Source organism: Kistimonas scapharcae (assembly GCF_039540975.1).
GTDB classification, from domain to species: Bacteria; Pseudomonadota; Gammaproteobacteria; order Pseudomonadales; family Endozoicomonadaceae; genus Kistimonas; species Kistimonas scapharcae.
Genome location: NZ_BAABFL010000074.1, coordinates 56,179 through 79,250, shown reverse-complemented (window position 1 = coordinate 79,250; position 23,072 = coordinate 56,179). Strand labels below are relative to the sequence as shown.

General features: G+C 52.6%; 19 protein-coding genes. 12 read left to right on the top strand and 7 right to left on the bottom strand.

The genetic code is table 11. The features are described from left to right. The 3 genes from ABD892_RS04300 to waaA all read right to left on the bottom strand — a co-directional run. Window positions 1-315 (bottom strand): hypothetical protein (locus ABD892_RS04300; protein ID WP_345194131.1); only part of this gene is annotated, 315 nt, incomplete at its 3' end. 292 nt (window positions 316-607) lie between these two features. Continuing rightward, window positions 608-2,986 carry a ricin-type beta-trefoil lectin domain protein gene (locus ABD892_RS04295; RefSeq protein WP_345194130.1) on the bottom strand — a complete coding sequence of 793 codons (2,379 nt, stop codon included), beginning with the start codon at window positions 2,984-2,986 and terminating at the stop codon, window positions 608-610. A 127-nt stretch (window positions 2,987-3,113) separates the two neighbouring features. Next, window positions 3,114-4,394 (bottom strand): lipid IV(A) 3-deoxy-D-manno-octulosonic acid transferase, encoded by a 1,281-nt coding sequence (gene waaA, locus ABD892_RS04290; RefSeq protein ID WP_345194129.1) that lies wholly within the window; start codon window positions 4,392-4,394, stop codon window positions 3,114-3,116. Between the two features lie 165 nt (window positions 4,395-4,559). Between waaA and ABD892_RS04285 the strand changes: the two genes are divergently transcribed. Genes ABD892_RS04285 through ABD892_RS04275 form a run of 3 tightly spaced genes read left to right on the top strand, consistent with a single transcriptional unit; the run spans window position 4,560 to window position 7,430 of the window. Further along, complete coding sequence (locus ABD892_RS04285; protein WP_345194128.1) at window positions 4,560-5,765, top strand: FAD-dependent oxidoreductase; 1,206 nt, start codon at window positions 4,560-4,562, stop codon at window positions 5,763-5,765. Next, window positions 5,761-6,561 (top strand): aldo/keto reductase, encoded by an 801-nt coding sequence (locus ABD892_RS04280; RefSeq protein ID WP_425559170.1) that lies wholly within the window; start codon window positions 5,761-5,763, stop codon window positions 6,559-6,561. Before ABD892_RS04285 ends, ABD892_RS04280 begins: the two co-directional genes overlap by 5 nt. Continuing rightward, window positions 6,558-7,430 (top strand): hypothetical protein, encoded by an 873-nt coding sequence (locus ABD892_RS04275; protein ID WP_345194125.1) that lies wholly within the window; start codon window positions 6,558-6,560, stop codon window positions 7,428-7,430. Before ABD892_RS04280 ends, ABD892_RS04275 begins: the two co-directional genes overlap by 4 nt. 45 nt (window positions 7,431-7,475) lie before the next feature. Here ABD892_RS04275 and hldE read toward each other — a convergent pair whose 3' ends face one another. Both hldE and msbA read right to left on the bottom strand, forming a co-directional pair. Further along, window positions 7,476-8,918 (bottom strand): bifunctional D-glycero-beta-D-manno-heptose-7-phosphate kinase/D-glycero-beta-D-manno-heptose 1-phosphate adenylyltransferase HldE, encoded by a 1,443-nt coding sequence (hldE, locus tag ABD892_RS04270; RefSeq protein WP_345194124.1) that lies wholly within the window; start codon window positions 8,916-8,918, stop codon window positions 7,476-7,478. Window positions 8,919-8,970: 52 nt separating this feature from the next. After that, window positions 8,971-10,818: a lipid A export permease/ATP-binding protein MsbA gene (gene msbA, locus ABD892_RS04265; RefSeq protein ID WP_345194123.1), complete on the bottom strand. Its 1,848-nt coding sequence runs from the start codon at window positions 10,816-10,818 to the stop codon at window positions 8,971-8,973. A gap of 215 nt (window positions 10,819-11,033) precedes the next feature. Here msbA and ABD892_RS04260 point away from each other — a divergent pair, with 215 nt between their 5' ends. From ABD892_RS04260 to ABD892_RS04240, 5 genes are all read left to right on the top strand, one after another. Further along, window positions 11,034-11,684 (top strand): hypothetical protein, encoded by a 651-nt coding sequence (locus ABD892_RS04260; protein ID WP_345194122.1) that lies wholly within the window; start codon window positions 11,034-11,036, stop codon window positions 11,682-11,684. 70 nt (window positions 11,685-11,754) lie between these two features. Then, window positions 11,755-13,566 carry a translational GTPase TypA gene (typA, locus tag ABD892_RS04255; RefSeq protein WP_345194121.1) on the top strand — a complete coding sequence of 604 codons (1,812 nt, stop codon included), beginning with the start codon at window positions 11,755-11,757 and terminating at the stop codon, window positions 13,564-13,566. A 252-nt stretch (window positions 13,567-13,818) separates the two neighbouring features. Then, window positions 13,819-14,796 (top strand): prolyl aminopeptidase, encoded by a 978-nt coding sequence (gene pip, locus ABD892_RS04250; protein ID WP_345194120.1) that lies wholly within the window; start codon window positions 13,819-13,821, stop codon window positions 14,794-14,796. Between the two features lie 12 nt (window positions 14,797-14,808). After that, on the top strand, window positions 14,809-15,246 hold the full coding sequence (gene dtd / locus ABD892_RS04245) for a D-aminoacyl-tRNA deacylase (protein WP_345194119.1): 438 nt from the start codon (window positions 14,809-14,811) through the stop codon (window positions 15,244-15,246). A gap of 281 nt (window positions 15,247-15,527) precedes the next feature. After that, window positions 15,528-16,325, top strand: coding sequence for a type IV pili methyl-accepting chemotaxis transducer N-terminal domain-containing protein (locus ABD892_RS04240; RefSeq protein WP_345194118.1), 798 nt, complete (start codon window positions 15,528-15,530; stop codon window positions 16,323-16,325). A gap of 43 nt (window positions 16,326-16,368) precedes the next feature. Here ABD892_RS04240 and argS read toward each other — a convergent pair whose 3' ends face one another. Next, entirely contained in the window at window positions 16,369-18,111 is a 1,743-nt protein-coding gene (gene argS / locus ABD892_RS04235; protein ID WP_345194117.1) for an arginine--tRNA ligase, read from the bottom strand. Between the two features lie 449 nt (window positions 18,112-18,560). Here argS and ABD892_RS04230 point away from each other — a divergent pair, with 449 nt between their 5' ends. From ABD892_RS04230 to hslU, 3 genes are all read left to right on the top strand, one after another. Next, the gene (locus tag ABD892_RS04230) at window positions 18,561-19,187 is read left to right on the top strand and encodes an SPOR domain-containing protein (RefSeq protein ID WP_345194115.1); all 627 of its coding nucleotides are present in this window, start codon (window positions 18,561-18,563) and stop codon (window positions 19,185-19,187) included. Window positions 19,188-19,286: 99 nt separating this feature from the next. Continuing rightward, window positions 19,287-19,832 (top strand): ATP-dependent protease subunit HslV, encoded by a 546-nt coding sequence (gene hslV / locus ABD892_RS04225; RefSeq protein WP_345194114.1) that lies wholly within the window; start codon window positions 19,287-19,289, stop codon window positions 19,830-19,832. Between the two features lie 42 nt (window positions 19,833-19,874). Beyond that, window positions 19,875-21,209: an ATP-dependent protease ATPase subunit HslU gene (gene hslU / locus ABD892_RS04220; RefSeq protein ID WP_345194113.1), complete on the top strand. Its 1,335-nt coding sequence runs from the start codon at window positions 19,875-19,877 to the stop codon at window positions 21,207-21,209. A 62-nt stretch (window positions 21,210-21,271) separates the two neighbouring features. On the opposite strand, the gene ABD892_RS04215 is transcribed toward hslU, so the two are convergent. Next, complete coding sequence (locus ABD892_RS04215; protein WP_345194111.1) at window positions 21,272-22,501, bottom strand: LPS O-antigen chain length determinant protein WzzB; 1,230 nt, start codon at window positions 22,499-22,501, stop codon at window positions 21,272-21,274. A gap of 143 nt (window positions 22,502-22,644) precedes the next feature. Here ABD892_RS04215 and ABD892_RS04210 point away from each other — a divergent pair, with 143 nt between their 5' ends. Next, window positions 22,645-23,028, top strand: a complete 384-nt coding sequence (locus tag ABD892_RS04210) for a gamma-butyrobetaine hydroxylase family protein (RefSeq protein WP_345194134.1) — start codon at window positions 22,645-22,647, stop codon at window positions 23,026-23,028. Window positions 23,029-23,072 lie beyond the last annotated feature (44 nt).

Here is a 23,072-nt window from a genome sequence, read left to right as displayed (position 1 = left end):
AATTCCGAGACTGGCAAATATTATCGAATACGCCTCATGCTGGCTGCCATGTGGTCTGCACAGGAGTTTTTGAGTACTTACAGCGTTGGCTTGAAATTTATAGGGGTTGTCTCTCTTTTTTTGGTCTACTTTGTCTTTTTGTTTTTGCTGTTGGGCTAGACGTTTTGGCTCATCACTAATTGCTTTTGCTGTATCAGCATATTGAGTTGGTTGTTTGAATTGAAACAATCTTTCAGAGCTTAGTGCGCGGGTTAGTGAACTTGAACGATATAGCTTTAATAGTGAGTCCTTGTCAGCACCTCTATCTAGGCTCACGTCCCTGCCACCCCTGCTAACACTTCTGCTACGGGATCCTTCAGCCCTCGATCTGCTACGGCTTTGGCGAGTGTTTACTGGTGTTGATTGAGCACTGGATGTACTTGCTGAGTCCATAAAACTTCCCTCTTCTAAAGATAATGTTCGGCGTAACCCCTGTATTTATCCTAAAAATGGATGGTTTTTCTGGCGTTACGTCTATAGAGGGTATGATGTAGTAATTCCCTGTAAGTTCAGAGTATATAATGACAAAGCTGTCATGATGAATTGGGCAAGGCATTTTTGATTGATATTAATTCTCCAGTGTAAACGTATTGTTTAATGGGGCTTGTATCAGAAAAGGCTGCCATTCGCTAATGTTGTTTGTTTTTGATGTGTCTTTAGTTATTGTTGCTTTTCCATTTTTAATCGTCAGATAGAAGAGGTCTAGATTTATTAGCCTGTTTTTCTGCCATTGCCATTTTTGCTGGTTCATATTGGAACATGGGTGTACTGATAGAGTATTGTTGCTCTCTGCAGTTAGGCAACGATCCCGGGTGACCATTGAACGTAGCTGCTGTTTGTTATCATATTGCCAGTATTGATTTGAATTCGAATGACACTTATAGATATCGACTGGTGCACCTTCTGCAGTGTTGTTTTCAAGAACAGTCAGACAAAGTCCACGTGTACTGTCTTGTTTACTGGCTTCTACTGTTATCGTTGGTAATGTGCTGAAGACGGGGGAATCCCAGTTGATCCTGAACCACCTTTCAATACTGTGTTTTTCGCCTTTCTGATCCCAAAGTGAATAGTCCTGAAACAGGAATTGATAGCGAATATGGCCAGCCAGTGCTACGGGGTTTACTGTGCTGACAAATTTGAAGATGGAATGGCCGATTTTATCTGATGGCACCTTAAACGTCGCAGAAAACCCAGGCGTGAAGTGGCTGTATGCATTAGCAGAGAATTCGGCATCTGAAAAAAACCAATCAGTGCAGGCTATATAACATTTTTCGTGGTATCTCCAGTCACCACTCGATTTTGAAAACTCTCGATTCCATAACCAGATAGCAGAATCTGTTTTGTATGACCTGGATAAATTCTGAATGACATATTCGTGATTAAGATAAGTGACAGAGCGGGAACTATAGTAGGAGCCAGCGGGAACAGTGGATAAATGTCTGTGAGTAAGCTGATGCTTGTGTTTTGTCGAGTCTGATAGGTGGGACCTGGGCTTACCATGCATTAGTGATGTATCGTATTCAGGAATGGAATTGTCGTCGTCAGAAGCAAAGTCATTACTGGGGATAGGGTTTTCCTCTGTATCAGAGAGACTGCCTTCTTCGACGAGCATCGGCATTACTCCTGGTTGCCAGGTGGGTTTGTTGGGTGCTTGCTGGTTTTGTTCACCTGAATGTTGAACATCCGCTGCGGGATAGACTATTGCCACAGCAGGCATTTCTGGTTGCGGGATATCCGCATCGGGTATTTCACGATTATTTTCCGAGGGATACTGGGGACGTGCTTCTGGGGGCGGGAGCGCTGCTTCAGGTGGTTCTTGATCATTACCAGGGGGCAGTTCAGGGAATACTTCTTGATGTGGTGCTGCTGGCCTTGGAGAGAACCCCACGCGTACGGGTAAGCCAACTTTAATCGTATCTTTTGCCTTTACCTTTGAATGCTTGGGTGAACTGCCGGGAATGCTATTTGAAAGACGGATATCTTCATCTAAAGCATGAATTTCAATACGGTAGTAATCAGCAATAGGGCCAAACCAGGTGGTTCGATTCGTCCAGCTTTGAAACCATGTATGCCGATGGGTCGGTCTGTCAACAAGATGCCAGCCAGCCCCGCCACTGGATTCCGGGTTCACAGTAAAACGTACATATTTAGCGTCTTCTGTCCCCTGTAGGGCGGACGCGGAACGGATAAAGTCGACCGCATAGTTTAGTGAGAAGCTGGCGCTGTGATTGCAAGCGTCAATCAGTCCACCTGTCCAATACACAGGGTCTGACAGACTACCTTCGAGCTGATTGCCGACCAGGCATGGAAGGTTAATTTCCCGTAACTCAATTTGTACTGTTGTTTCGGGGCGCCATTCCGACGTGCCAAAGCGTTGTTGACTGCTCTTGTATTGCAGTTGCCTGGCCCAGCGATCATGTAATGCCAATGTTTCATAGGCCAGTTTTTCTTTTGTGTCGTCGTGGGTAAGGTCCCTGCCTGCTGCACTGGCCGATACGATTTGCTTGAATTGAGCGGGTGCAAAACCTGGCTTGTACATCATGACAACGTGGCCGTATAAACCGACACCGCCCAATGACGCACTGATGGCCTGGACTGTTTGAGGTTCACTTTCCGTACCGTCAATGAGCAATATGTCTCCTGTCCACATTCGGCTTTTGATGTCTGAGAATTGTTCCTCCGATACAGGATTCGCTGCATTAAGGTACAACAGAGAAGAAGATGTACGGGCATGGGTAAGCGATTCAAGTGTGTTTCCAAAGTCTGTCAGCGCACCATAGACGGACAATGGCGTGGCTTCGACTAAAAGAGGGGATGTCACGGCCAGAGCTGTCAGCACCAGATGAACTGGGAGATAGTTACGATTTGATTTTGAAAGCATCAATGCACAGTTTTTTTCAGCAAGAGAATGCGTTGTTGCGATGGAACATAGTCGTAAATAAGCCATGTTGCATAAAAACTGTTGAGTAAGTGTTTTAATCAGTTATATGGCGAGCGGAGGCTACCTTGGCAGGTAAATGTGACAGTTTGATGAAGCGGGCGATGAGAGAACTCATCGCCGCGGGAGGAGGGCATTAGTGCATCAGGCTTGCTGCCAGTGTCAGCTGCTTTTCCAGGGCGCCACGGTTTTGTTCGACGACCCGCTTCCCTGCCTGCCCTGTGCTTTTTCTTAGGGCTTCATCGTCTAGCAGTGTGATCATCCGATCAGCCAGTTCTTCCTGATTATTGACCACAGAAAGTGCATTGGCCGCTTTCAGGGTAGTGGCGACATCCGCGAAGTTGAATAGGTGAGGGCCGCTGATGACCGGCAAGCCAACGGCCGCAGGTTCCAGCAGGTTGTGACCACCTACAGGTACCAGACTACCTCCAATAAAGCTGATATCAGAAGCGCTGAACAGCAGCATCATTTCGCCCATGGTGTCCCCCAGGATGACATCGGTTGATGCGGTCACTGGTTCATTACTGCTTCGACGAGCTACTGACAGATTCTGGCTGGTGATCAATGCATGAACGTCGTTAAAACGTTCGGGATGGCGGGGTACCAGAAGCAGCAGGGTGTCCTTGTGCTGTCCTCGAACCTTCTCGAACGCTGAAAGGATCTGTTCCTCTTCGCCTTTATGGGTGCTGGCAGCAATAAGAATCTTTGTTGATGCCAGACGTTCGCTCAACCAGTGCGCGCGAAGCACCTTTGCCTTGTCACTCAGTGTCTTTTCTACATTCAGATCATACTTCAGCGTGCCGGTCACCATTGTCTGGCAACGGGGATGGCCCAGCTGGATGAAGCGTTCAGCGTCATCTTTTGCCTGTGCGGCAATAAAGCTTAATTGCTGGAGCATGCCACGGGTCAAAGGCCCAAGCTTGGCATAACCTCGTGCTGAACGCTCTGACAGGCGAGCGTTAGTCAGGAGGGTAGGAATATGCCGTTTATGGCAGGCGGCAATCGTATTGGGCCAGAGTTCCGTTTCCATGATGATGGCCAGTTCCGGGGTGATTCGGTCCAGAAACCGGTTTACCGCGCCGGGCAGATCATAAGGGACATAGACATGAAAAACACTGTCGCCATGGATCGCTCTGACCCTGTCTGATCCCGTCGGTGTCATGGTGGTAACGACAATCCGATGATCGGGATAACGGGTTTTCAGGGCATTAACTAAGGGGGTGGCGGCAATGGTTTCTCCGACAGAGACTGAATGCACCCAGATACTTTTCATCGGCGGGTTAGATGCCTTGAAAAAACCAAACCGTTCATTCCAGCGGCGGGCATAGGCTGGAGCCTTCCAGGCCCGGTAAAGCAGGCGAAGGATAATCAGTGGCAATAACAGATAATAAACCAGGGTATAAATCAGTCGAGGCATTGCGGCTTGTCACCGGTTTGTCAGCAAATGAGCCATTATCGTGATTTGTCAGTGCTTCTGCCATGGGTTTCTTGGATGCCGCCGGTGTTAGCCGGGTTGTCTCAATAGACCCATGCTGGCGGGAAGGCTTATACTCCCCCGAACTAACCTGAATTGATGAGTATCATGTCCCACGTCATCGACACTGATGTAACTATTATCGGTGGCGGAATTGCTGGTTTATGGCTGTTCCGGCGCCTCAACGACATGGGCTACAAGGCCCTTCTCCTGGAAAACGCCACGCTTGGTGGTGGCCAGAGTATCAAATCACAGGGGATCATCCACGGCGGTATCAAGTATGCACTGTCGGGTAATCTGACCGAGGCCTCAGAGTGTATCGCCGGCATGCCAGCCCGCTGGCGCGCCTGCCTGGATGGCGAAGGCGAAATCGATCTGACCCGTGTGCGCATCCTGTCTGATCACCAGTATATGTGGACGCCTGGCGGTCTCGGTTCGCGAATGGCCACCTTCTTTGCCAGCAAGGCGTTACGCGGGCGAGTTGACCCGGTCAAGCGTGATGAGGTTCCCAAGGTGTTCGCTGACCCGGGTTTCAAGGGGAAACTCTACAAACTCAATGAAAGTGTGCTGGATATTGAAACGGTGGTCAGTGAACTGATCGCGGGTCTGGAAGATCGCACGCTGAAGGTGGACTGGGATCAGGACAGCGTGATTCGCTTTGGTGAGAACGGTGATATCACCGCCATTGAATGCACTGCCGGTGGTGAAACCTATGAAATCCGTGCCCGGCGCTTTGTCCTCACGGCCGGTGAAGGCACGGGGGATATTCTCCAGCGCTGGGGTGTCACATCACCTGAAATGCAGCTGCGTCCGTTGCATATGGTGATGATGAAGCATAAACACCCCTATCCACTCTATGCTCACTGCATCAGCACCGATATCGTGCCGCGCCTGACCGTAACCAGTCATCCTACGGATGATGACCAGTGGGTCTGGTACATGGGAGGCGATATTGCGGAGTCCGGTGTTAAGCGTGACAGTGACGAGCAGATTGTCCGCGCGAAAAAAGAAGTGGAGAAGCTCCTGCCCTGGGTTGATTTCTCGGATGCCCAATGGGCAACCCTGCGGGTGAACCGGGCGGAGCCTAAGCAAAGTAAACTATTGAGACCGGATGCCGCCTATTGCAAAGCCGTCGGTAATGGTCTGATTACCTGGCCCACCAAGCTGGCGCTGGCACCGAATCTCAGCGATGAGGTGGTTAAGGAACTGCAGGGGGCTGACATTGAACCTTCAGGTAATGAAGCGTTCGGGCTGCCTGAATCGCTCCCCCGGCCGACTGTCACCGGCCCCTTCTGGAGTGGTTATTTTGATTGAGCACCTGAGAAAACCCGTGGCCGACACCGGTGTGACGATTTCACCGGTGGGTTTTGGTACGGTCAAGCTGGGGCGTGATCAGCAGGTCAAATACCCTGAGGCTTTCAGGATTCCTGATGACCGTGAAGCGGCAAGTCTTCTGGCACAGGCCAGGGAGCTCGGTATCAACTTGCTGGATACTGCACCGGCTTACGGTTCGAGTGAAGAGCGGCTGGGGCATCTGATTGCCGACGACCGTGCTTCATGGGTGATCTGCACCAAGGTGGGTGAAGAGTTCGAGAATGGTGAATCCCGTTTCGATTTCACGCCGGAGCATCTTCGTTTCAGCATCGAGCGCAGCCTGAAGCGGTTGGGGACTGATTATCTGGATATGGTGTTAGTGCATTCCAGTGGCGACGATGTGGATATTATCCGCCGTTATGGCTGCCTGGACGTGCTGGCGGAGTTGAAGCGTGAAGGGTTGGTGCGAGCGTCTGGTATGTCGACCAAGACCGTGGAAGGCGGCATCCTTGCGTTGGAACAGTCTGACTGTGCCATGGTGACCTGGAACCTCAACGAGCAGGGCGAGCGTGCCGTGCTGGATTATGCCCGGGATCATGGTAAGGCTATCCTGGTGAAGAAAGCACTGGCCAGCGGCCATCTCTGTAGCGATGGTGATGATCCGGTACAGACCTGCATGGATTTTGTGTTCTCCCATGCTGGCGTTTCTGCAGCGGTGCTGGGAACGATTAATCCAGACCATCTTCGTCATAATGTGCATGCCGTGCTGCAGGCGGTGGAGAAGCATGCTGCATGAGTGAAGGAATTATTCTGCGCAGGGAAGCCGCAACTGCATTTTCAACGCGCCAGGTGAAACTGGTGCGTACTGCGGATGGTTATGACCTGCTGCCGTTTGGCGATCCGCTGACATTCAGTGAAATGGCAGCCATCCGCTCCAGCCGTACTGTGTCTCCCGCCTTTCCTGATAGCAATGAAATATCCCTGGCGAATGTCGGTATTTCGGTTCTGTTGAAAATACAGGTCTGTGATAACGAGTACCTGGTATTGGTTGAGCAGGATCGCGGCGATGCGGGAAGGGTTTTAAAGCTCGTGTCGGGGTATGTCGAAACTGCGGAGTTGGATAATCCGTTCGATACCGTGCTGCGGGAAATTTCAGAAGAAGTTTTGTTCAAGCAGGGGGCTGGGTATTTCCCTTTTTATTTTGACACCCAGCCTGTGGGTAATCCTTATGAATTACCCCAGCAGTCAGGGGTTATGGAACTCCATCCCTCCGGCTGGCTGGCAGGTCAGCAGGGAGAGACCGTTTCTATTAATGGTCAGTCAGTGACATTGCCTGTTCACCTCTATGTTCACTGTCCTACAAATAGCGTTCAGTTAGTTTACAGTCTGACGGTTGCACTGGAAGCATGGCCTGAACAGGGTTTTTATGTGGAAGATGAGAAAGAAGATGGTTTTCTTGTCAGCCGGTTAAGGCCAGAGCGGCGTTTTATTCTCGTGCAGTGTCAGGGTGAAAGGCTGCAGGGCTATTTTCAATTGATTGATGGAAAACTTACCCGGTTTGATGGGAGTGGCTATCGTTTTTCTGAGTTTTTCGCGCCCAGGAAAAATCGGCTTTTTGTCACCCATCAATATGGTGGAAAGCTCAATCTGACGGCAGAACGGTAATTGCATAATGGGTCGATGAGAATCACCGACCCATTATGGGGCTTATCAGGCAGGCTCTTGCTCATTTTCCTTGCGGATTTTTTGAACAATTGCTGTTGTTGAGCAGTTTTCCAGAAAATCCAGCACGGCGACTTCGCCACCGTAGGCGGTGACAATGTCTGCGCCTACGACTTCGTTGATACCGTAATCGCCGCCTTTCACCAGTACATCCGGTTTCAGCTGTTCCAGCAGGGATTCCGGTGTGTCTTCGTTGAAGGAAACTACCCAATCGACGGCTTCCAGACCTGCCAGTACCGCCATGCGTCGCTCAACAGGGTTGATCGGGCGACCTTCGCCTTTCAGTCGAGTGACAGACTCATCGCCGTTGATGGCCAGTACCAGCCGGTCACCCAGCTTACGGGCCTGCTCCAGGTAGCCGACATGCCCGGCGTGAATAATGTCGAAACAACCGTTGGTAAAGACGATTTTCTCGCCATGGGCACGGGCATCTTCAACCGCGATCAACAGCTGCTCACGCGTCATGGCACCCCGTTCAGAGCCCTGGATGGCATTTACGGCACGGCGTAGCTCCGGCAGGCTGACGGTGGCAGTGCCCAGCTTGGCCACCACAATACCGGCGGCAATGTTGGCCAGTGCGGCGGCACGAGGCAGCGGTTCACCACTGGCCAGTGCGGCTGCCAGGGTGGCGATGACCGTATCGCCAGCGCCGGTGACATCAAACACTTCACGGGCGCGGGCCGGCAGATGCAATTCTTTTTCGTCCGCACGTAGCAGGGTCATGCCATGTTCGCCGCGGGTAATCAGCAGGGCGTCGAGCATCAGTTCTTCGCGCAACGCCTGGCCTTTGGCGACCAGCTCTTCTTCGGTGGAGCAGCTGCCGACAATCGCCTCGAACTCATGCAGGTTCGGGGTGATGACGGTGGCGCCACGGTAGCGGGTGAAATCCTGTCCCTTGGGGTCTGCCAGTACGGGAATATTGCGTTTCCGTGCCAGCCGGATCAGTTCCTGAATATCTTTCAGGGTGCCCTTGCCATAATCCGAAACAATCAGGGCGTCGGCATTATCCAGGAGCGCCGAGAGGCGATCAGGGATGGTATCCACATCGATACCGGTAAACGCTTCCTCAAAGTCCAGACGAATCAGCTGCTGATGCTGGCTGATGACCCGTAGTTTGGTGATGGTGGGTGCATCTTTCAGGCGTACGAAGTCACAGTAGACGCCGGCTGCTTCCAGTCGGGTGGTCAGGGCGTCAGCGGCTTCATCATCGCCGGTGATGCCCAGCAGCCAGGCGGGGGCGCCCAGCGAGGTGACATTCAGTGCGACGTTGCCGGCGCCGCCGGGGCGGTCATCACTGCCGTTGACCCGGACGACCGGAACCGGCGCCTCGGGGGATATTCTACGGGTGGGACCCTGCCAGTAACGGTCCAGCATGACATCGCCGACCACCACGACGCGGGCTTTGTCAAAGCGGGGCAAGCTTGGTTTCATGGGTATCCGGGGTTTCCTGTCTGTCATTTCCAGTCAATAGTTGCGGCTTATTTCAGGCTTCAACCAGGGTGACGGGTTCGTTGTCCAGTGTTTTTTCCGCCTGTTCACGGAACTGCATGCGATAGAGTCGGGCGTAGGCGCCGTCTTTGGCCAGCAGCTCGGAATGGTTGCCACTTTCCACAATCTGCCCCTTATCCATGACCAAGATGACGTCGGCATTCTCGATGGTGGAAAGGCGGTGGGCGATGACCAAGGTGGTACGGCCCTTCATCACTTCATCCAGGGCGGCCTGAATGTGACGCTCAGATTCGGTGTCCAGGGCGGATGTGGCTTCGTCCAGAATCAGTACCGGCGCATCTTTCAGGATGGCCCGGGCAATCGCCAGCCGCTGGCGCTGGCCGCCAGAGAGCAGTACGCCGTTTTCACCCACCAGGGTATGCAGCCCTTCCGGCAGGTTATCGACAAACTCCATGGCGTAGGCTGCTTTGGCCGCCAGACGAATATCTTCCTCGTCCATATCCTGCAGATCGCCGTAGGCGATGTTGCGAGCAATGGTGTCGTTAAACAGCGTCACATGCTGAGTCACCAGCGCGATATGGCTGCGTAGGTTGCGCAGGGTGTATTCGCCCAGTGGGCGGCCGTCCAGCAGGATATCGCCTTCGGTATGCCCATAGAAACGGGGCAGAAGATTGGCCAGGGTCGTCTTGCCGCTACCGGAGCGGCCAACGAGGGCGACGGTCTGTCCCGGTTCAATGGTGAGATTAAGATTGGTTAATGCAGGGCGATCCGCTGCCGGGTAGGTAAAACCAAGGTTCCGGAATTCAATGCGGCCTTCAACACGGTCTGTTGTGAATGTGCCCGTATCCGGTTCGGTGGGTTCATCTACCTGTTCGAAGATGCTCTGGGCGGCGGCAATACCTTTCTGGATATTGGCGTTTACTTCACTAAGCTGACGAATAGGTTTGGGTAGCAGACCGGCAGCGGTAATGAAGGCAACCAGCTCGCTGAATGACGTCGTAATTGCGCCGGAGCTTTTCATGTACAGGATGATGTACATGAGAATCGATAATGCGGACAGAACCAGGAACTGCAGGGTGGGGGTGTGGATAGCTGACACCTTCACCAGTTTCAAACCCTGATTAGTATTGCGATAGCTGGCATTTCTAAAGCGTTGCTGTTCGTAGGTTTCGCCGCCAAAGCCGCGAACGACGCGGTAACCGCTGATGGTTTCAGACGCGATATGAGTGACATCCCCCATAGAAGTCTGGAGTTTTTTGCTCAGCTTGCGGAATTTCTTCCCGGTGAGACCGACAACGATCGCGATGATGGGCGCAACGGCCACAAAGACCATGGTCAGGCGCCAGTTGGTCCAGAACAGGAAGCCCAGCAGCGCGATGACGGTCATACCCTCGCGGAAGACGACCTTGATGGCATCGGTCGCAGCACCGGTGACCATGTTGACGTTATAGATGATCCGGGAAATCAGGTGGCCGGAATTGTTGTTGTCAAAATAGGTGTTGGGTAACAGCACCAGACGGTTGAAAAGGGATATCCTCAGGTCATTGACCACACCCAGGGACACCTTGGCCAGGAAATAACTGCCGAGGAATGAGCCGATCCCGCGGAAAATTCCGATAAACAACACGCCAATGGGAACAAACCAGACCAGAGCGCTTTTGTCAAAACTGCCCAGCAGGGGCAAGATGACCGGGTTGTGATCATTCACATCCAGCGCCCGGATGAAATAGTCCACCAGTTTCGGGAACATGGGCTGGCTGGCGGCAAACATCATATAGCCGAGTATGCTCAGGGCAAAAACATGCCAGTAGGGGCGAACATAACCGAGCAGACGCAGGTAAACCCGGAGGCCCCCCTGATCATTTCGGATTGGGTCTGTCATACATCGTGACCTTTTTTCGGTTGTTGCAGGCCTTGTCATGGTCTGCAAACGGAAAAACATGGAGGTTTTTACAGTGAGCCCGATACAGAATTCGGGCAGCATAATCGCGCAATATTAACATAATCTTTCCAAGGTGGTGCCAGTCTAATAGAATTGCCGCCCCTTGGGGTCATAGTTATGGCCAGAAACTGATCGATACAGAACCCGGAAATTGCATGCGCACGCTGACAGAACAGGAGTACTCCACCCTCAGGGATGGCGCCCGCGTCATTGAAGCGGATGGATTTGGCGATAAGGTACTGCTGTTGAACGACGGTTCATTCCTGAAATTGTTCCGGCGGAAGCGGTTGCTGTCATCGGCATTGGTCTTTCCCTATTCGACGCGATTTACCCTTAATGCCGGGTTGCTTGCCGAAAGGGGGATTCCCTCTGTCACGATTATCGATAATTATCGCATCCCTTCCGTCCGGCGAACGGCGGTGCATTACCAGCCGCTGGCAGGGGAAACACTGCGTAAAGTGCTGAAAGATGCGACGGGTGATTCGTCGGGATTGATGCGGCAGTTGGGGCAGTTCATTGCCCGACTGCATGAAAAAGGCGTTTACTTTCGTTCCCTGCATCTGGGGAATGTGCTGCTGACCCCCGATCGGGGGTTAGGGCTGATTGATATCGCAGATATGAGTTGTGGCCGGTTGTCATTGGGGCCACGGCGTGCATTACGCAACTTTCACCATCTGGCGCGTTCCAAGGTCGATATGGGGTTGTTGAATTCTACCCTGAGAAAACGGCTGATTGAGGCTTATTGTGAGGCCTCCGGCCGATCGGATGATTTTCAGGCGGCGCTAGGGAAAGTGCTGCACGTCTGATCGAAGAGCAGGTGATTAACCGGTCAGATATAACAAAACAGACTATTTTTTGAGAGCTTGAGGCATCATTGTGATTGAGAAACTGAGAAATATCGCGATTATCGCGCACGTTGACCACGGCAAGACAACGCTGGTCGACAAACTGCTGCAGCAGTCCGGCACCCTGGGCCGGAAGGATCAGGATGCTGAGCGCATCATGGATTCCAATGACCAGGAACGGGAACGTGGCATCACCATCCTGGCCAAGAACACCGCGATCAACTGGCAGGATTACCACATCAATATCGTTGACACACCTGGACACGCCGATTTCGGTGGTGAGGTTGAGCGTGTGCTGTCCATGGTGGATTCCGTCCTGTTGCTGGTGGATGCCGTAGATGGTCCCATGCCACAGACCCGATTTGTGACCCAGAAGGCCTTTGAACAGGGCCTGAGCCCCATTGTCGTCGTGAACAAGGTGGACCGTCCCGGCGCGCGTCCGGATTGGGTTATTGACCAGGTTTTCGATCTGTTTGACCGCCTGGGTGCGACCGATGAACAGCTGGATTTCCCGGTTATCTATGCATCCGCCCTGAATGGCGTTGCAGGTCACGATCCAGATGAAATGTCTGAGGACATGACACCTCTGTTCGAGATGATCGTGGATAAGGTGCCGGCGCCGGATGTTAACCGTGACGGTCCTTTCCAGATGCAGATCAGCGCCCTGGATTACAACAGCTACGTTGGCGTTATCGGTATCGGTCGGGTCAGCCGCGGCGTTGTCGGTACCAATACCCCGGTACGTCTGATTGAGCGTGACGGCAAGGCGCGTAATGCCCGTATTCTGAAAGTGATGGGCCATCTGGGCCTTGAGCGTGTTGATGTTGAGCAGGCGCGAGCGGGTGACATTATCTGTATCACCGGTATCGATAACCTGAATATCTCTGACACCCTGTGTGATCCGGATCACCCAGAGCAGATGAAGCCACTGACCGTGGATGAGCCCACTGTCAGCATGACCTTCCAGGTCAATGATTCACCGTTTGCGGGTCAGGAAGGCAAGTTTGTCACATCCCGGAACATCAAGGATCGCCTGGAGCGTGAACTGCTGCACAACGTGGCGTTGCGCGTTGAGCAGGGCGATGATGCCGACAAATTCATCGTTTCTGGTCGAGGCGAGCTGCACCTGTCCGTATTGATTGAGACCATGCGTCGTGAAGGCTATGAGCTGGGCGTCTCCCGTCCAGAAGTCGTCATCAGGCAAATTGACGGCGTTGCCCATGAGCCGTTCGAGCAGGTCGTCATTGATGTGGAAGATCAGCACCAGGGCTCCATCATGGAAGAAATGGGTCTGCGTAAAGCGGAACTGAAAAACATGGTGCCGGATGGCAAGGGTCGTACCCGCATGGATTTCATCATGCCGGCCCGTGGCCTGATCGGTTTCCGTTCCCAGTTCATGACCATGACTTCCGGTAGTGGCATCCTGACTCATATCTTTGACCACTATGGCCCGGTCAAAGATGGCAGGGTGGCACACCGCAAGAACGGTGTTCTGGTGTCCATGGTTAAGGGTAAGGCACTGGGTTACGCGCTGTGGAACCTGCAGGATCGTGGTCGCCTGTTTATCAACCCGAACGTTGAGGTGTATGAAGGCCAGATTATCGGTCTGCATAGCCGCGAAAATGACCTCACGGTAAACCCGACCAAGGCCAAGCAGCTGACCAACGTCCGGGCTTCCGGTTCCGATGAAAACATCATGCTGACCCCGCCGATTCGCCACACGCTGGAACAGGCGCTGGAATTTATTGATGATGACGAACTGGTGGAAGTAACACCGGAATCCATTCGTCTGCGTAAGAAACTGCTGACAGAAGTAGAGCGTCGTCGTTCTTCCAAGAAATAAGGGAATCGACTGTCTGTAGTTGTTTGATTGGCCACACACGGATTAAGTGTGTGGCCACGACAGGATGTCTTTACAGACTGGCAGCGAGTGTGCGCACTTCTGGTAGTCTGTCATGGCGTAAAAGCCGTGTTTCTGTTGGCTTTATTCCCACTCTGAATAGGGTTAATGTTAGACACTGGTACTTTTAATCTGGCTGTTATGATCATTGTTCAGTGAGCTGACAGTTGCCTGTGTCATGACAAAGGATATCCGATGCTGACGCTTTACCCGGCCATAAAACCCTACGCCCGTCATATCCTGCCGGTTTCCGGCCATCATGAACTGTATCTTGAAGAGAGTGGTAATCCGGAGGGGATTCCGGTGCTCTACCTGCATGGAGGCCCGGGCGGTTCCTGTGATAAACATACCCGACGTTTTTTTGATCCCAACCTGTACCGCATCATTGCGTTTGATCAACGCGGCTGCGGTCGTTCCCGCCCCTACGGTGAACTGGAAAACAATACTACGGCGAATTTGCTGGAAGACATGGAAGCGATTCGTGCATTCCTTAAAGTCGATAAGTGGATGTTGTTCGGTGGTTCCTGGGGATCAACGCTTGCACTGTTGTATGCCATTCAGCACCCGGAGAAGGTATTGGCCATGGTGTTGCGTGGTATCTGGCTGGCGCGTGAGCGGGATATCAGTTGGCTTTACCGAGATGGTGCCAACCGGGTGTTCCCCGATTACTGGCAAACATTTGCCCAGCCTATTCCTGAAGCGGAGCGTGGCGATATGCTGAGCGCTTTCTATGCACGGCTGACAGGAACCGATGAGCTGGCCAGAATGGCAGCTGCCAAGGCCTGGTGTCTGTGGGAAGGGCATTGTGCAACACTGCGTCCCAGTCAGGAAGTGCTGGATGGTTTTTCAGATCCGCATCGCGCTCTGGCCATGGCCCGTATCGCTTCCCACTATATGATCAATAAGGCGTTCATTCAGGAAAACGAAATTCTTGAACAGTGTCAGGCTATTTCCAGTATTCCCGGGATTATTGTCCACGGCCGTTACGATATGGTATACCCGCTCGAGAATGCGCAGACATTGCAGCAACATTGGCTGGAAGCCGAGCTCCACATTGTGCGGGATGCCGGACACTCGGCCAAGGAAGCCGGCATTCGTGATGCATTGGTCAGGGCGACCGATGAAATGGGCAAACGATTCGGCAAAGAGTTTGGTCTGGATAAAACCTCTTGATATAAGGCAGTTATGAAAGGGTTGATTCAGCGTGTCAGCCACGCAAATGTGGTTGTGGCGGGTGAAACAGTGGGAGCGATTGATGCAGGATTGCTGCTGCTGTTAGGGGTGGAAAAAGACGACGATGAACAGAAAGCGGACAAGTTACTGGATCGTGTTCTGCGTTACCGGGTCTTTTCCGACGACAATGGCAAGATGAATCTGAGCTTGGCGGATACCGGCGGCGGGCTTCTGGTTGTCTCCCAGTTCACCTTGGTTGCCGATACCTGCAAAGGGTTGCGACCCAGTTTCAGTTCCGGGGCAACACCGGAGAAAGGGAATGCGTTATATGAATATTTCGTTAAGCAGGCCCAGCTGCGGCACCCTGATGTTGCTACCGGCGTTTTTGGTGCGGATATGAAAGTCAGCTTGCTCAATGATGGACCGGTAACGTTTATGTTGGACGTTTAAAGATTTTATTTCGGGAGTCGACGTGTATAGTGCAGGCTCCCGACGCTTTTATCGCCTTTTGCTTATTACGAATATCCAATCCCCTGTCCCCTTTGTCTCACCATTTTTGTATGTTTTGTGCATCAAATCGGTGCATGGCGCGTGCTTTGTTGACCCGTTTTGAGCCAATTTTTGTTTGATAAAACGTAACAGCCTTTCTTTGACTGATTATTTATGTGGCGTACATGTTGCTTAGGCATTGCGAGTATGCGACAGGAATTGTATAGGGGAAGGATATGTTGATGGGCCGATTACCTGCATTGTTTTTGATTATGCTGCTGGCGACATCATTGCCGGTTGAGGCGGTGTTGACGGATGCTGAGGCAGTGAACAAATCGGGGCGGCAGCGGATGTTGTCACAGCGGATCGTGAAGAATTACCTGATGCTGGGAGCCGGTGTAAACACTGAGGTGGCGCAGAAACAGCTGGATGCCAGTATTGCCCTGTTTGAGCAACAGTTTCTTGAGTTGTCTGATTATGCGCCGACACAGAAAATCCGTGATAGGCTGGCTCGGGTAGAGGAGGTCTGGCAGCAGTATCGGGTACAGGCACTGGCGACGCCTGATAGGCAGGATGCAATCTGGGTCTTGAGAAAAAGCAATGAACTCCTGACATTGTCGAATGATGTAGTGACGTTGATTCAGCAGCATGCTGGTGGCAATAACGCAAAACTGGTCAATGTCTCCGGTCGGCAGCGAATGTTGTCCCAGCGCATTGCGGCCCGCTACATGGCGATGGCCTGGGGAGTGGATGCTGAGGAGATTCACGGGGAATTGCACGATTCGATTACACTTTTCGATGAATCGCTGCAGTTTCTTCGTGCAGCACCGGAAAACAGTGCCATGATCCAGAAGAAACTGACCAAGGTGCAGGCGCAGTGGCAGTTTTCCAAGGCTGGATTCAAAGGTGAGAAGGAAGGGCGTTATGTCCCGACGGTGATTTCGGTGACGACGGAATCCATTCTGCGAAAAATGAATGAGTTGACGGGCGACTATGAGGCGCTGATGGAGTCACAGCGGCAGGCAAATGCGGATCTGTAAATAAACAACGGCAGCGAAAGCTGCCGTTGTTTATTGTTACAGGTTACATCTGTTCGACAGTATTGATACCCAGCAGTCCCAGACCCAGTTTCAGAGCACGGGCTGTTAGTGCACACAGCAGTAGTCGGCTGTTCCGTACATCTTCTTCGACACCCGCCTTGTTAACCGGGCAGGCTTCATAGAATTTCATGAACGCGCCTGCCAGATCGTACAGGTAGGCACACATAAAGTGTGGCATGCCTTCACGAACGACGGTGTCGATGGTTTCGCTGAACTGCATGACCTTCAGTGCCAGTGCACGCTCTTCGGCTTCAGTCAGGCTGATGTTGCCGGTCAGGTCGGACTCATTGACACCCGCCTTGCGGAAGATGCTGCGAATCCGGGTGTAGGCATACATCATGTAGGGAGCTGTGTTGCCTTCGAAAGACAGCATGTTGTCCCAGTCAAAGATGTAGTCGCTGGTCCGGTTCTTGGACAGGTCGGAATATTTCACCGCGCCCATGGCCACGGCCTTGATGACTTCTACCTTCTGCTCTTCGGTGAGGTCAGCCCCTTTCTGGGCAATCAGGCGCGCTGCCCGCTCTTCGGCTTCGTCCAGCAGTTCCGACAGTTTGACGACGCCACCGCTTCTGGTCTTGAACGGTTTGCCATCCTTGCCCAGCATGACGCCAAACGCGTGGTGCTCCAGCGGTACCGATTCAGGCACATAACCGGCTTTGCGGACAATGGTCCAGGCCTGCTGCAGGTGCTGGGCCTGGCGGGCGTCGATGTAATACAGCACCCGGTTGGCGTTCAGGGTTTCGTAGCGGTACTTGGCGCAGGCGATGTCGGTCGTAGTGTAGAGGAAGCCACCGTCTTTCTTCTGGACGATAACGCCCATGGGGTCGCCGTCCTTGTTCTTGAATTCGTCCAGATAGACGACTTTGGCTCCCTGATCTTCCACCGCCAGCCCTTTGGCTTCCAGATCCTGGATGATGCCGGGCAGCATGTCGTTGTACATGCTTTCGCCCATGGCGTCTTCACGGGTCAGGGTGACATTCAGACGGTCGTAGTTACGCTGGTTCTGTTCCAGGGTGACATCAACCAGTTTCTGCCACATTTCCAGACACCACTCGTCACCACGCTGCAGTTTGACGACGTAGTTACGGGCGCGCTCGGCAAATTCCGGGTTGCTGTCGTAATGCTTCTTGGATTCCCGGTAGAACTCTTCCAGATCGGCCAGTTCGGCAGACATGATTTCCGGATTTTCTTTCTGCAGTTCTTCCAGGTGGGCAATCAGCATGCCGAACTGGGTGCCCCAGTCGCCGATGTGGTTGGCACGGACGACGTTGTGCCCCAGAAATTCCAGGGTTCTTACCACTGCGTCACCAATGATCGTGGAACGCAGGTGACCAACGTGCATTTCCTTGGCAACATTCGGAGCAGAGTAGTCCACAACAATGTTCTGTTTTTCTGCGCTTTCGCTTGCGCCGGCGCGGGGATCCTTGCTGTAGCCGTCCAGTTCACCCGCCAGCCAGCCGGCATTGATGAAAAGGTTGATAAAACCGGGGCCGGCGATTTCGGCCTTTTCGATGATGCCGCCCAGTTCCAGTTTGTCCACGACCTGCTGTGCCAGTTCACGGGGATTCATGCCCATTTTTTTTGCAGCGGGCATGATGCCGTTGGCCTGGTAATCGCCAAATTGAGCACGGGCGCTGGTGCGAACCATGGCATTGCTGCCTTCCGGGGCGCCGGCCGCGATAAGGGCCTGGGTGAGCTGGTGTTCGAGTACTTTAAGCACGTTCATGAACGGATCCTTAAACCTTGGTCAGGGTCTGGGTTATATAAACAACGTAGTGTAGAGGCAAGCGGTCAGGCAGGACAGGGCATCAGAAATGTGCCTGTACTGCTTAAATTCGGCGGTAGCGTCGTCGGAGAGCGGGGAGAAAACAGAGGCGTGCAACAATACCCGCGTCGGGGACGTGGTTTTCAGTCGGTAAGTCGTAAGAAGGGTCTATTATCGTAGCCATGAGCCGGATGCTATCGAAATTCCACAGGCAAAACAATACGTTTTCAAGGGGTTCTGGTTTGTCAGGTAAGACCGTAAAAGTCACGGTAGAGTTCCCGTTTTCTTCTGCAGATAATTGTCTGTTTGGTCAGCGTGCGTAGCGAACGGGTTGCGTGTTTTTAACAGTTGGCTCAATGCCTTGTATAGTATGGGTAGTCTTGACTACGTAGCGGTGCCATGGAGGGGTAATGGCGGCGAAAAAAACGGTTCGGCGGGGTGCGTCGACAACGAAGAAATCGGCAGGAAGGAAAGATATTCCCGGCTGGTTATGGCTGGGCGCTGGTGTCGCGATCGGGGTTCTAGTGACGTTATTGGTGAATCTAGCGCCTGATGCCAGCGTGGATGCGCGTTCTGTGGCTGGCAATACGGGAACCGGTGAGATCGTCAGTAAGAAAAAAACGTCTCCGGAAAAAAAGCCGGTCTTTGATTTCTATACCCTGTTGCCCGAATCAGAAGTTATGGTGCCTAACGAGCCCAAACGTGAAACGGAGGCTCGGCCCAAAACAGAGAAACCTGCGATAGCGAAGGCACCGGAATCGACTGATAAGCAGGTGCCTGCCACGGTGGAGGCCAAGCCTAGTCGACGTTATTTATTGCAGGCCGGTTCTTTCCGCAATCCCGATGATGCCGATCGCTTACGGGCGCAGTTGCTGCTGTGGGGGCTGGATGCCCGTGTTGAGCGTGTGATCGTCAAGGGTGGGGATGCCTGGCATCGTGTTCAACTGGGGCCGTTCTCTGAACAGGGTTCCCTGAATGAAGCCCGCCAGACCCTGGCTGCCCACAAGATCGATTCATTGATGTTACAGCTGAAATAAATCTCCCATTTCCGGCCCTCTGCTCAGAGGGCCCTTGAATTTGTTTCCCGCCGTCCCAATCATTCCCCCATCTCAATGAACGAATTACAGGAGTCCGCCTTGGAACAGTACAGAGGCACTACCATCCTGTCTGTGCGCAGAAATGGCAAAGTGGTGATCGGTGGTGACGGTCAGGTGTCACTGGGGCAGACGGTTATCAAGGGTAACGCCCGCAAGGTTCGCCGTCTTTACAATAACCAGGTACTCGCCGGTTTTGCCGGTGGTACGGCGGATGCTTTTACCCTGTTTGAGCGCTTTGAAGCGCAGTTGGAAAAACACCAGGGGCAACTGGTGCGCGCCGCGGTTGAGCTGGCGAAGGACTGGCGTACGGACCGTGCGCTTCGGCGCCTGGAAGCCATGCTGGCGGTAGCCGATGCCAAGGCATCGTTGATCATTACCGGTAATGGTGACGTCATGGAGCCGGAGGATGGCATCCTGGCGATTGGTTCCGGTGGCTCGTTCGCCCAGTCTGCCGCCCGGGCGTTGTTCGAGAATACGGATATGGATGCGCGGGATATCGTGGAAAAAAGCCTGTCGATTGCGGGTGATATCTGTGTCTACACCAATCACAACCGAACCATCGAAGAACTCTGCTACGACGAGTAAGCCCGGTACCGGTCACGAATTCAGGAAATCAGAGCTGCAGTTATGTCGAATATGACTCCCCGCGAAATCGTCCACGAGCTGGATAAACACATTATTGGTCAGGATGACGCCAAGCGTTCCGTGGCCATTGCCCTGCGCAACCGCTGGCGCCGGATGCAGATTGATGAAACGCTGCGCAACGAAATCAGCCCCAAGAACATTTTGATGATCGGGCCGACCGGTGTCGGTAAAACCGAGGTGGCCCGTCGCCTGGCCAAGCTGGCCAATGCGCCGTTCATCAAGGTGGAAGCGACCAAGTTCACCGAAGTGGGCTATGTCGGACGTGATGTTGAATCTATTGTGCGTGACCTGGTCGATGCAGCCATCAAGATGCAGCGTGAGCAGGAAGTGCAGAAGGTTAAGCATCGTGCCATGGATGCTGCAGAGGACCGGATTCTGGATGCACTATTGCCGCCTGCCCGTTCGTTCTCCGAAGAGTCATCTCAACCGCAGGACAGCAGTACGCGTCAGGTCTTTCGTAAGAAGCTGCGTGAAGGCGAACTGGACGATAAAGAGATTGATATTGAAGTCAATGAAGCCAGCGTTGGTGTGGAAATCATGGCACCTCCCGGCATGGAGGAGATGACCAGTCAGCTGCAGAACATGTTCTCCAGCATGTCCAGCGGCAAGAAAAAGACACGCAAGCTGAAAGTCCGTGAAGCCATGAAGCTGGTTCAGGATGAAGAAGCGGCCAAGCTGGTGAATGAAGATGAGCTGAAAACCGGCGCGATTGAAGCGGTGGAGCAGAACGGTATTGTCTTCCTGGATGAAATCGACAAGGTGGCCAAGCGTTCCGGTAACAACAGTGGTGATGTCTCCCGCGAAGGTGTGCAGCGTGACTTGTTGCCGCTGATCGAAGGCTGCACGGTCAGTACCAAGTACGGTATGGTAAAAACCGATCACATCCTGTTTATCGCTTCCGGTGCGTTCCACCTGTCCAAGCCGTCTGACCTGATCCCTGAACTACAGGGTCGTCTGCCGATCCGTGTGGAGCTGAAGGCGCTGAACGTGGAAGATTTTGAACGTATTCTGACCGAGCCGGATGCATCGCTGACGGAGCAGTATCAGGCGCTGATGGCAACAGAAGGGCTCAAGATTGAATTTGCCCGTTCCGGTATCAACCGTGTGGCAGAGGTTGCCTGGCAGGTGAATGAAAATACCGAAAATATCGGTGCCCGCCGTCTGCATACTGTGATGGAGCGTTTGCTGGAAGAAGTCTCTTTCGGTGCGGCGGATCTGGCGGCTACCGGTGAGGCAGTGGTGATCGATGCTGAGTATGTGAACCAGCATCTGGGTGCACTGGTTCAGAATGAAGATCTGAGTCGTTATATCCTGTAATCCAGCTCGATTGATCACTTTGCCATGCCCGCCTTCGGTATTAACCGAAGGCGGGCATTATTTTAGGCCGGTGTTTTAGATTTAACCTTGGGTATTTCCACTGAAAGCGTAGCGACCTGTATGCGGGACTTACGCTTTTGGATGGCGATACGTATCAATGCAATAAATACTGACAACATTCCGCCCAGCATCAGACCTACCGCAATTACCATCTTTTTGTTGGGCTTTTCAGGTGTGAAAGGAACACGGGCGTGTTGCTCAATGCGAACAGGTGCTGAATTGGAGAAATCCGGTTTGATACCGTCTAGCTGTTGAAACCGGTAGAATTTTTCAGCCACGCCGGGAATCAAGGGGGTATTGCTGTTGGATTGCCCTGTACGAGTAATGCTGCGGTAGTGGTTGAGTGTGGATTGAGTCTGAGCCAGTTCTGCGCGGAGTGTATCGGTACCGAGCAGAAAGAGGTATTGCGGGCTGTCATTACCTGAAATGTTGTTCAATTGTGGCTTGGTGATGCTACCGGCTTCGGCCATGGCAATTGCCTGCTTCAGTTGATTCTGTCGGTTCAGGTTGGTGTTGATATAGCGCTGCTCGATCACCTGGATGTCGTTCATTAATGTGATTTTCTCACGGTTCAGTTCTGCTGTGATGGCCTGCTCTTCATCTTCAATGACCTTTTGTGTGGCAAGGGGTATCAGGTAGTCATTGATAATGGTGGCAGCCATCGCCGGGTCATGGCTTGTCAGAGTGACACTGATGCGAGGGACGTCTGATTTTATCAGCTTAATCTTGATGTTATTGCGCAACTCGTCGTAAAGCGCTGCAGTGTTTTGTTCGCCCAGGCTGTTAGCACCAGAACGCATTTGGACATAGTTGCTATCCCTGAAAACTGCTTCGATTGTGTCTGCGGACGTCAGCGCCTTGTAGAAGAGCTTGAAACTTTTTTCTGGTGTCAGGCTGTCGTCTTCCAGGTAGACCGCGTAGATGTTGTGGGTGGGTTGTATCTGCTGACTTGAACTATTTTGATCGGATTGCTCTTGTTGTGTTCCGGAAATGGTGTAAGAGGGAGTTTGAGAGGCGCTGAATCGATTAATGGGCGCTAATGCCGCTGCACTGGTCTCGGAGATGATAGCCTCACTTTTATAGGTAGGAGGAATCATGAAGGCTGCGGCGGTGGCTATTAGTGTGATGACGGCGGTGATGCTGATAATCATCCATTTTTGCTGCCACAGGTTCTCAGCCAGCTCAAACAGATCAATTTCATCATCATGAACAGGGTATGGGGGATGTGACATCGCTACTTCCAGGGTTGTAGTTAGTGTATAAGGGAGTGCTTGATGGTGATTAGTATGTCATAGCCTGCTAAAGATGATACAGGGCTATGGGATTCATTTTGTGTGTCGGTTGGTTTTATCAAGGTCGTTGTTTTATGGCAGAAATGCACAGTGTTCCGTCTGATATTCGGCTACGTCGCAAAAGCGGCATTCTTGAATTAGGTTACGCCAGTGGGATGAAGCACGAACTGCCCGCAGAATTTCTGAGGGTTTATAGCCCGTCGGCAGCAGTGCGTGGGCACGGTGCGGGTCAGGAAGTGCTTCAGACAGGTAAAAAGCATGTGCAGCTAACCGGTGTCGAAGCCATTGGCAATTACGCGATTAAGCTGATTTTTGATGATGGCCATGACTCAGGCATTTATACCTGGGAATACCTTTACAACCTGGGCGCTCATTACGAGAGTTACTGGCAGGATTATCTTGAGCGGTTGCATCAGGCAGGGGCTTCGCGTGATCCGGATCTCGGTGTTGTGAAGTTCATGGAGTGATGCGAGTCGCTAGGTGGTGGTACGTATGTCAAGACATTGCCCGG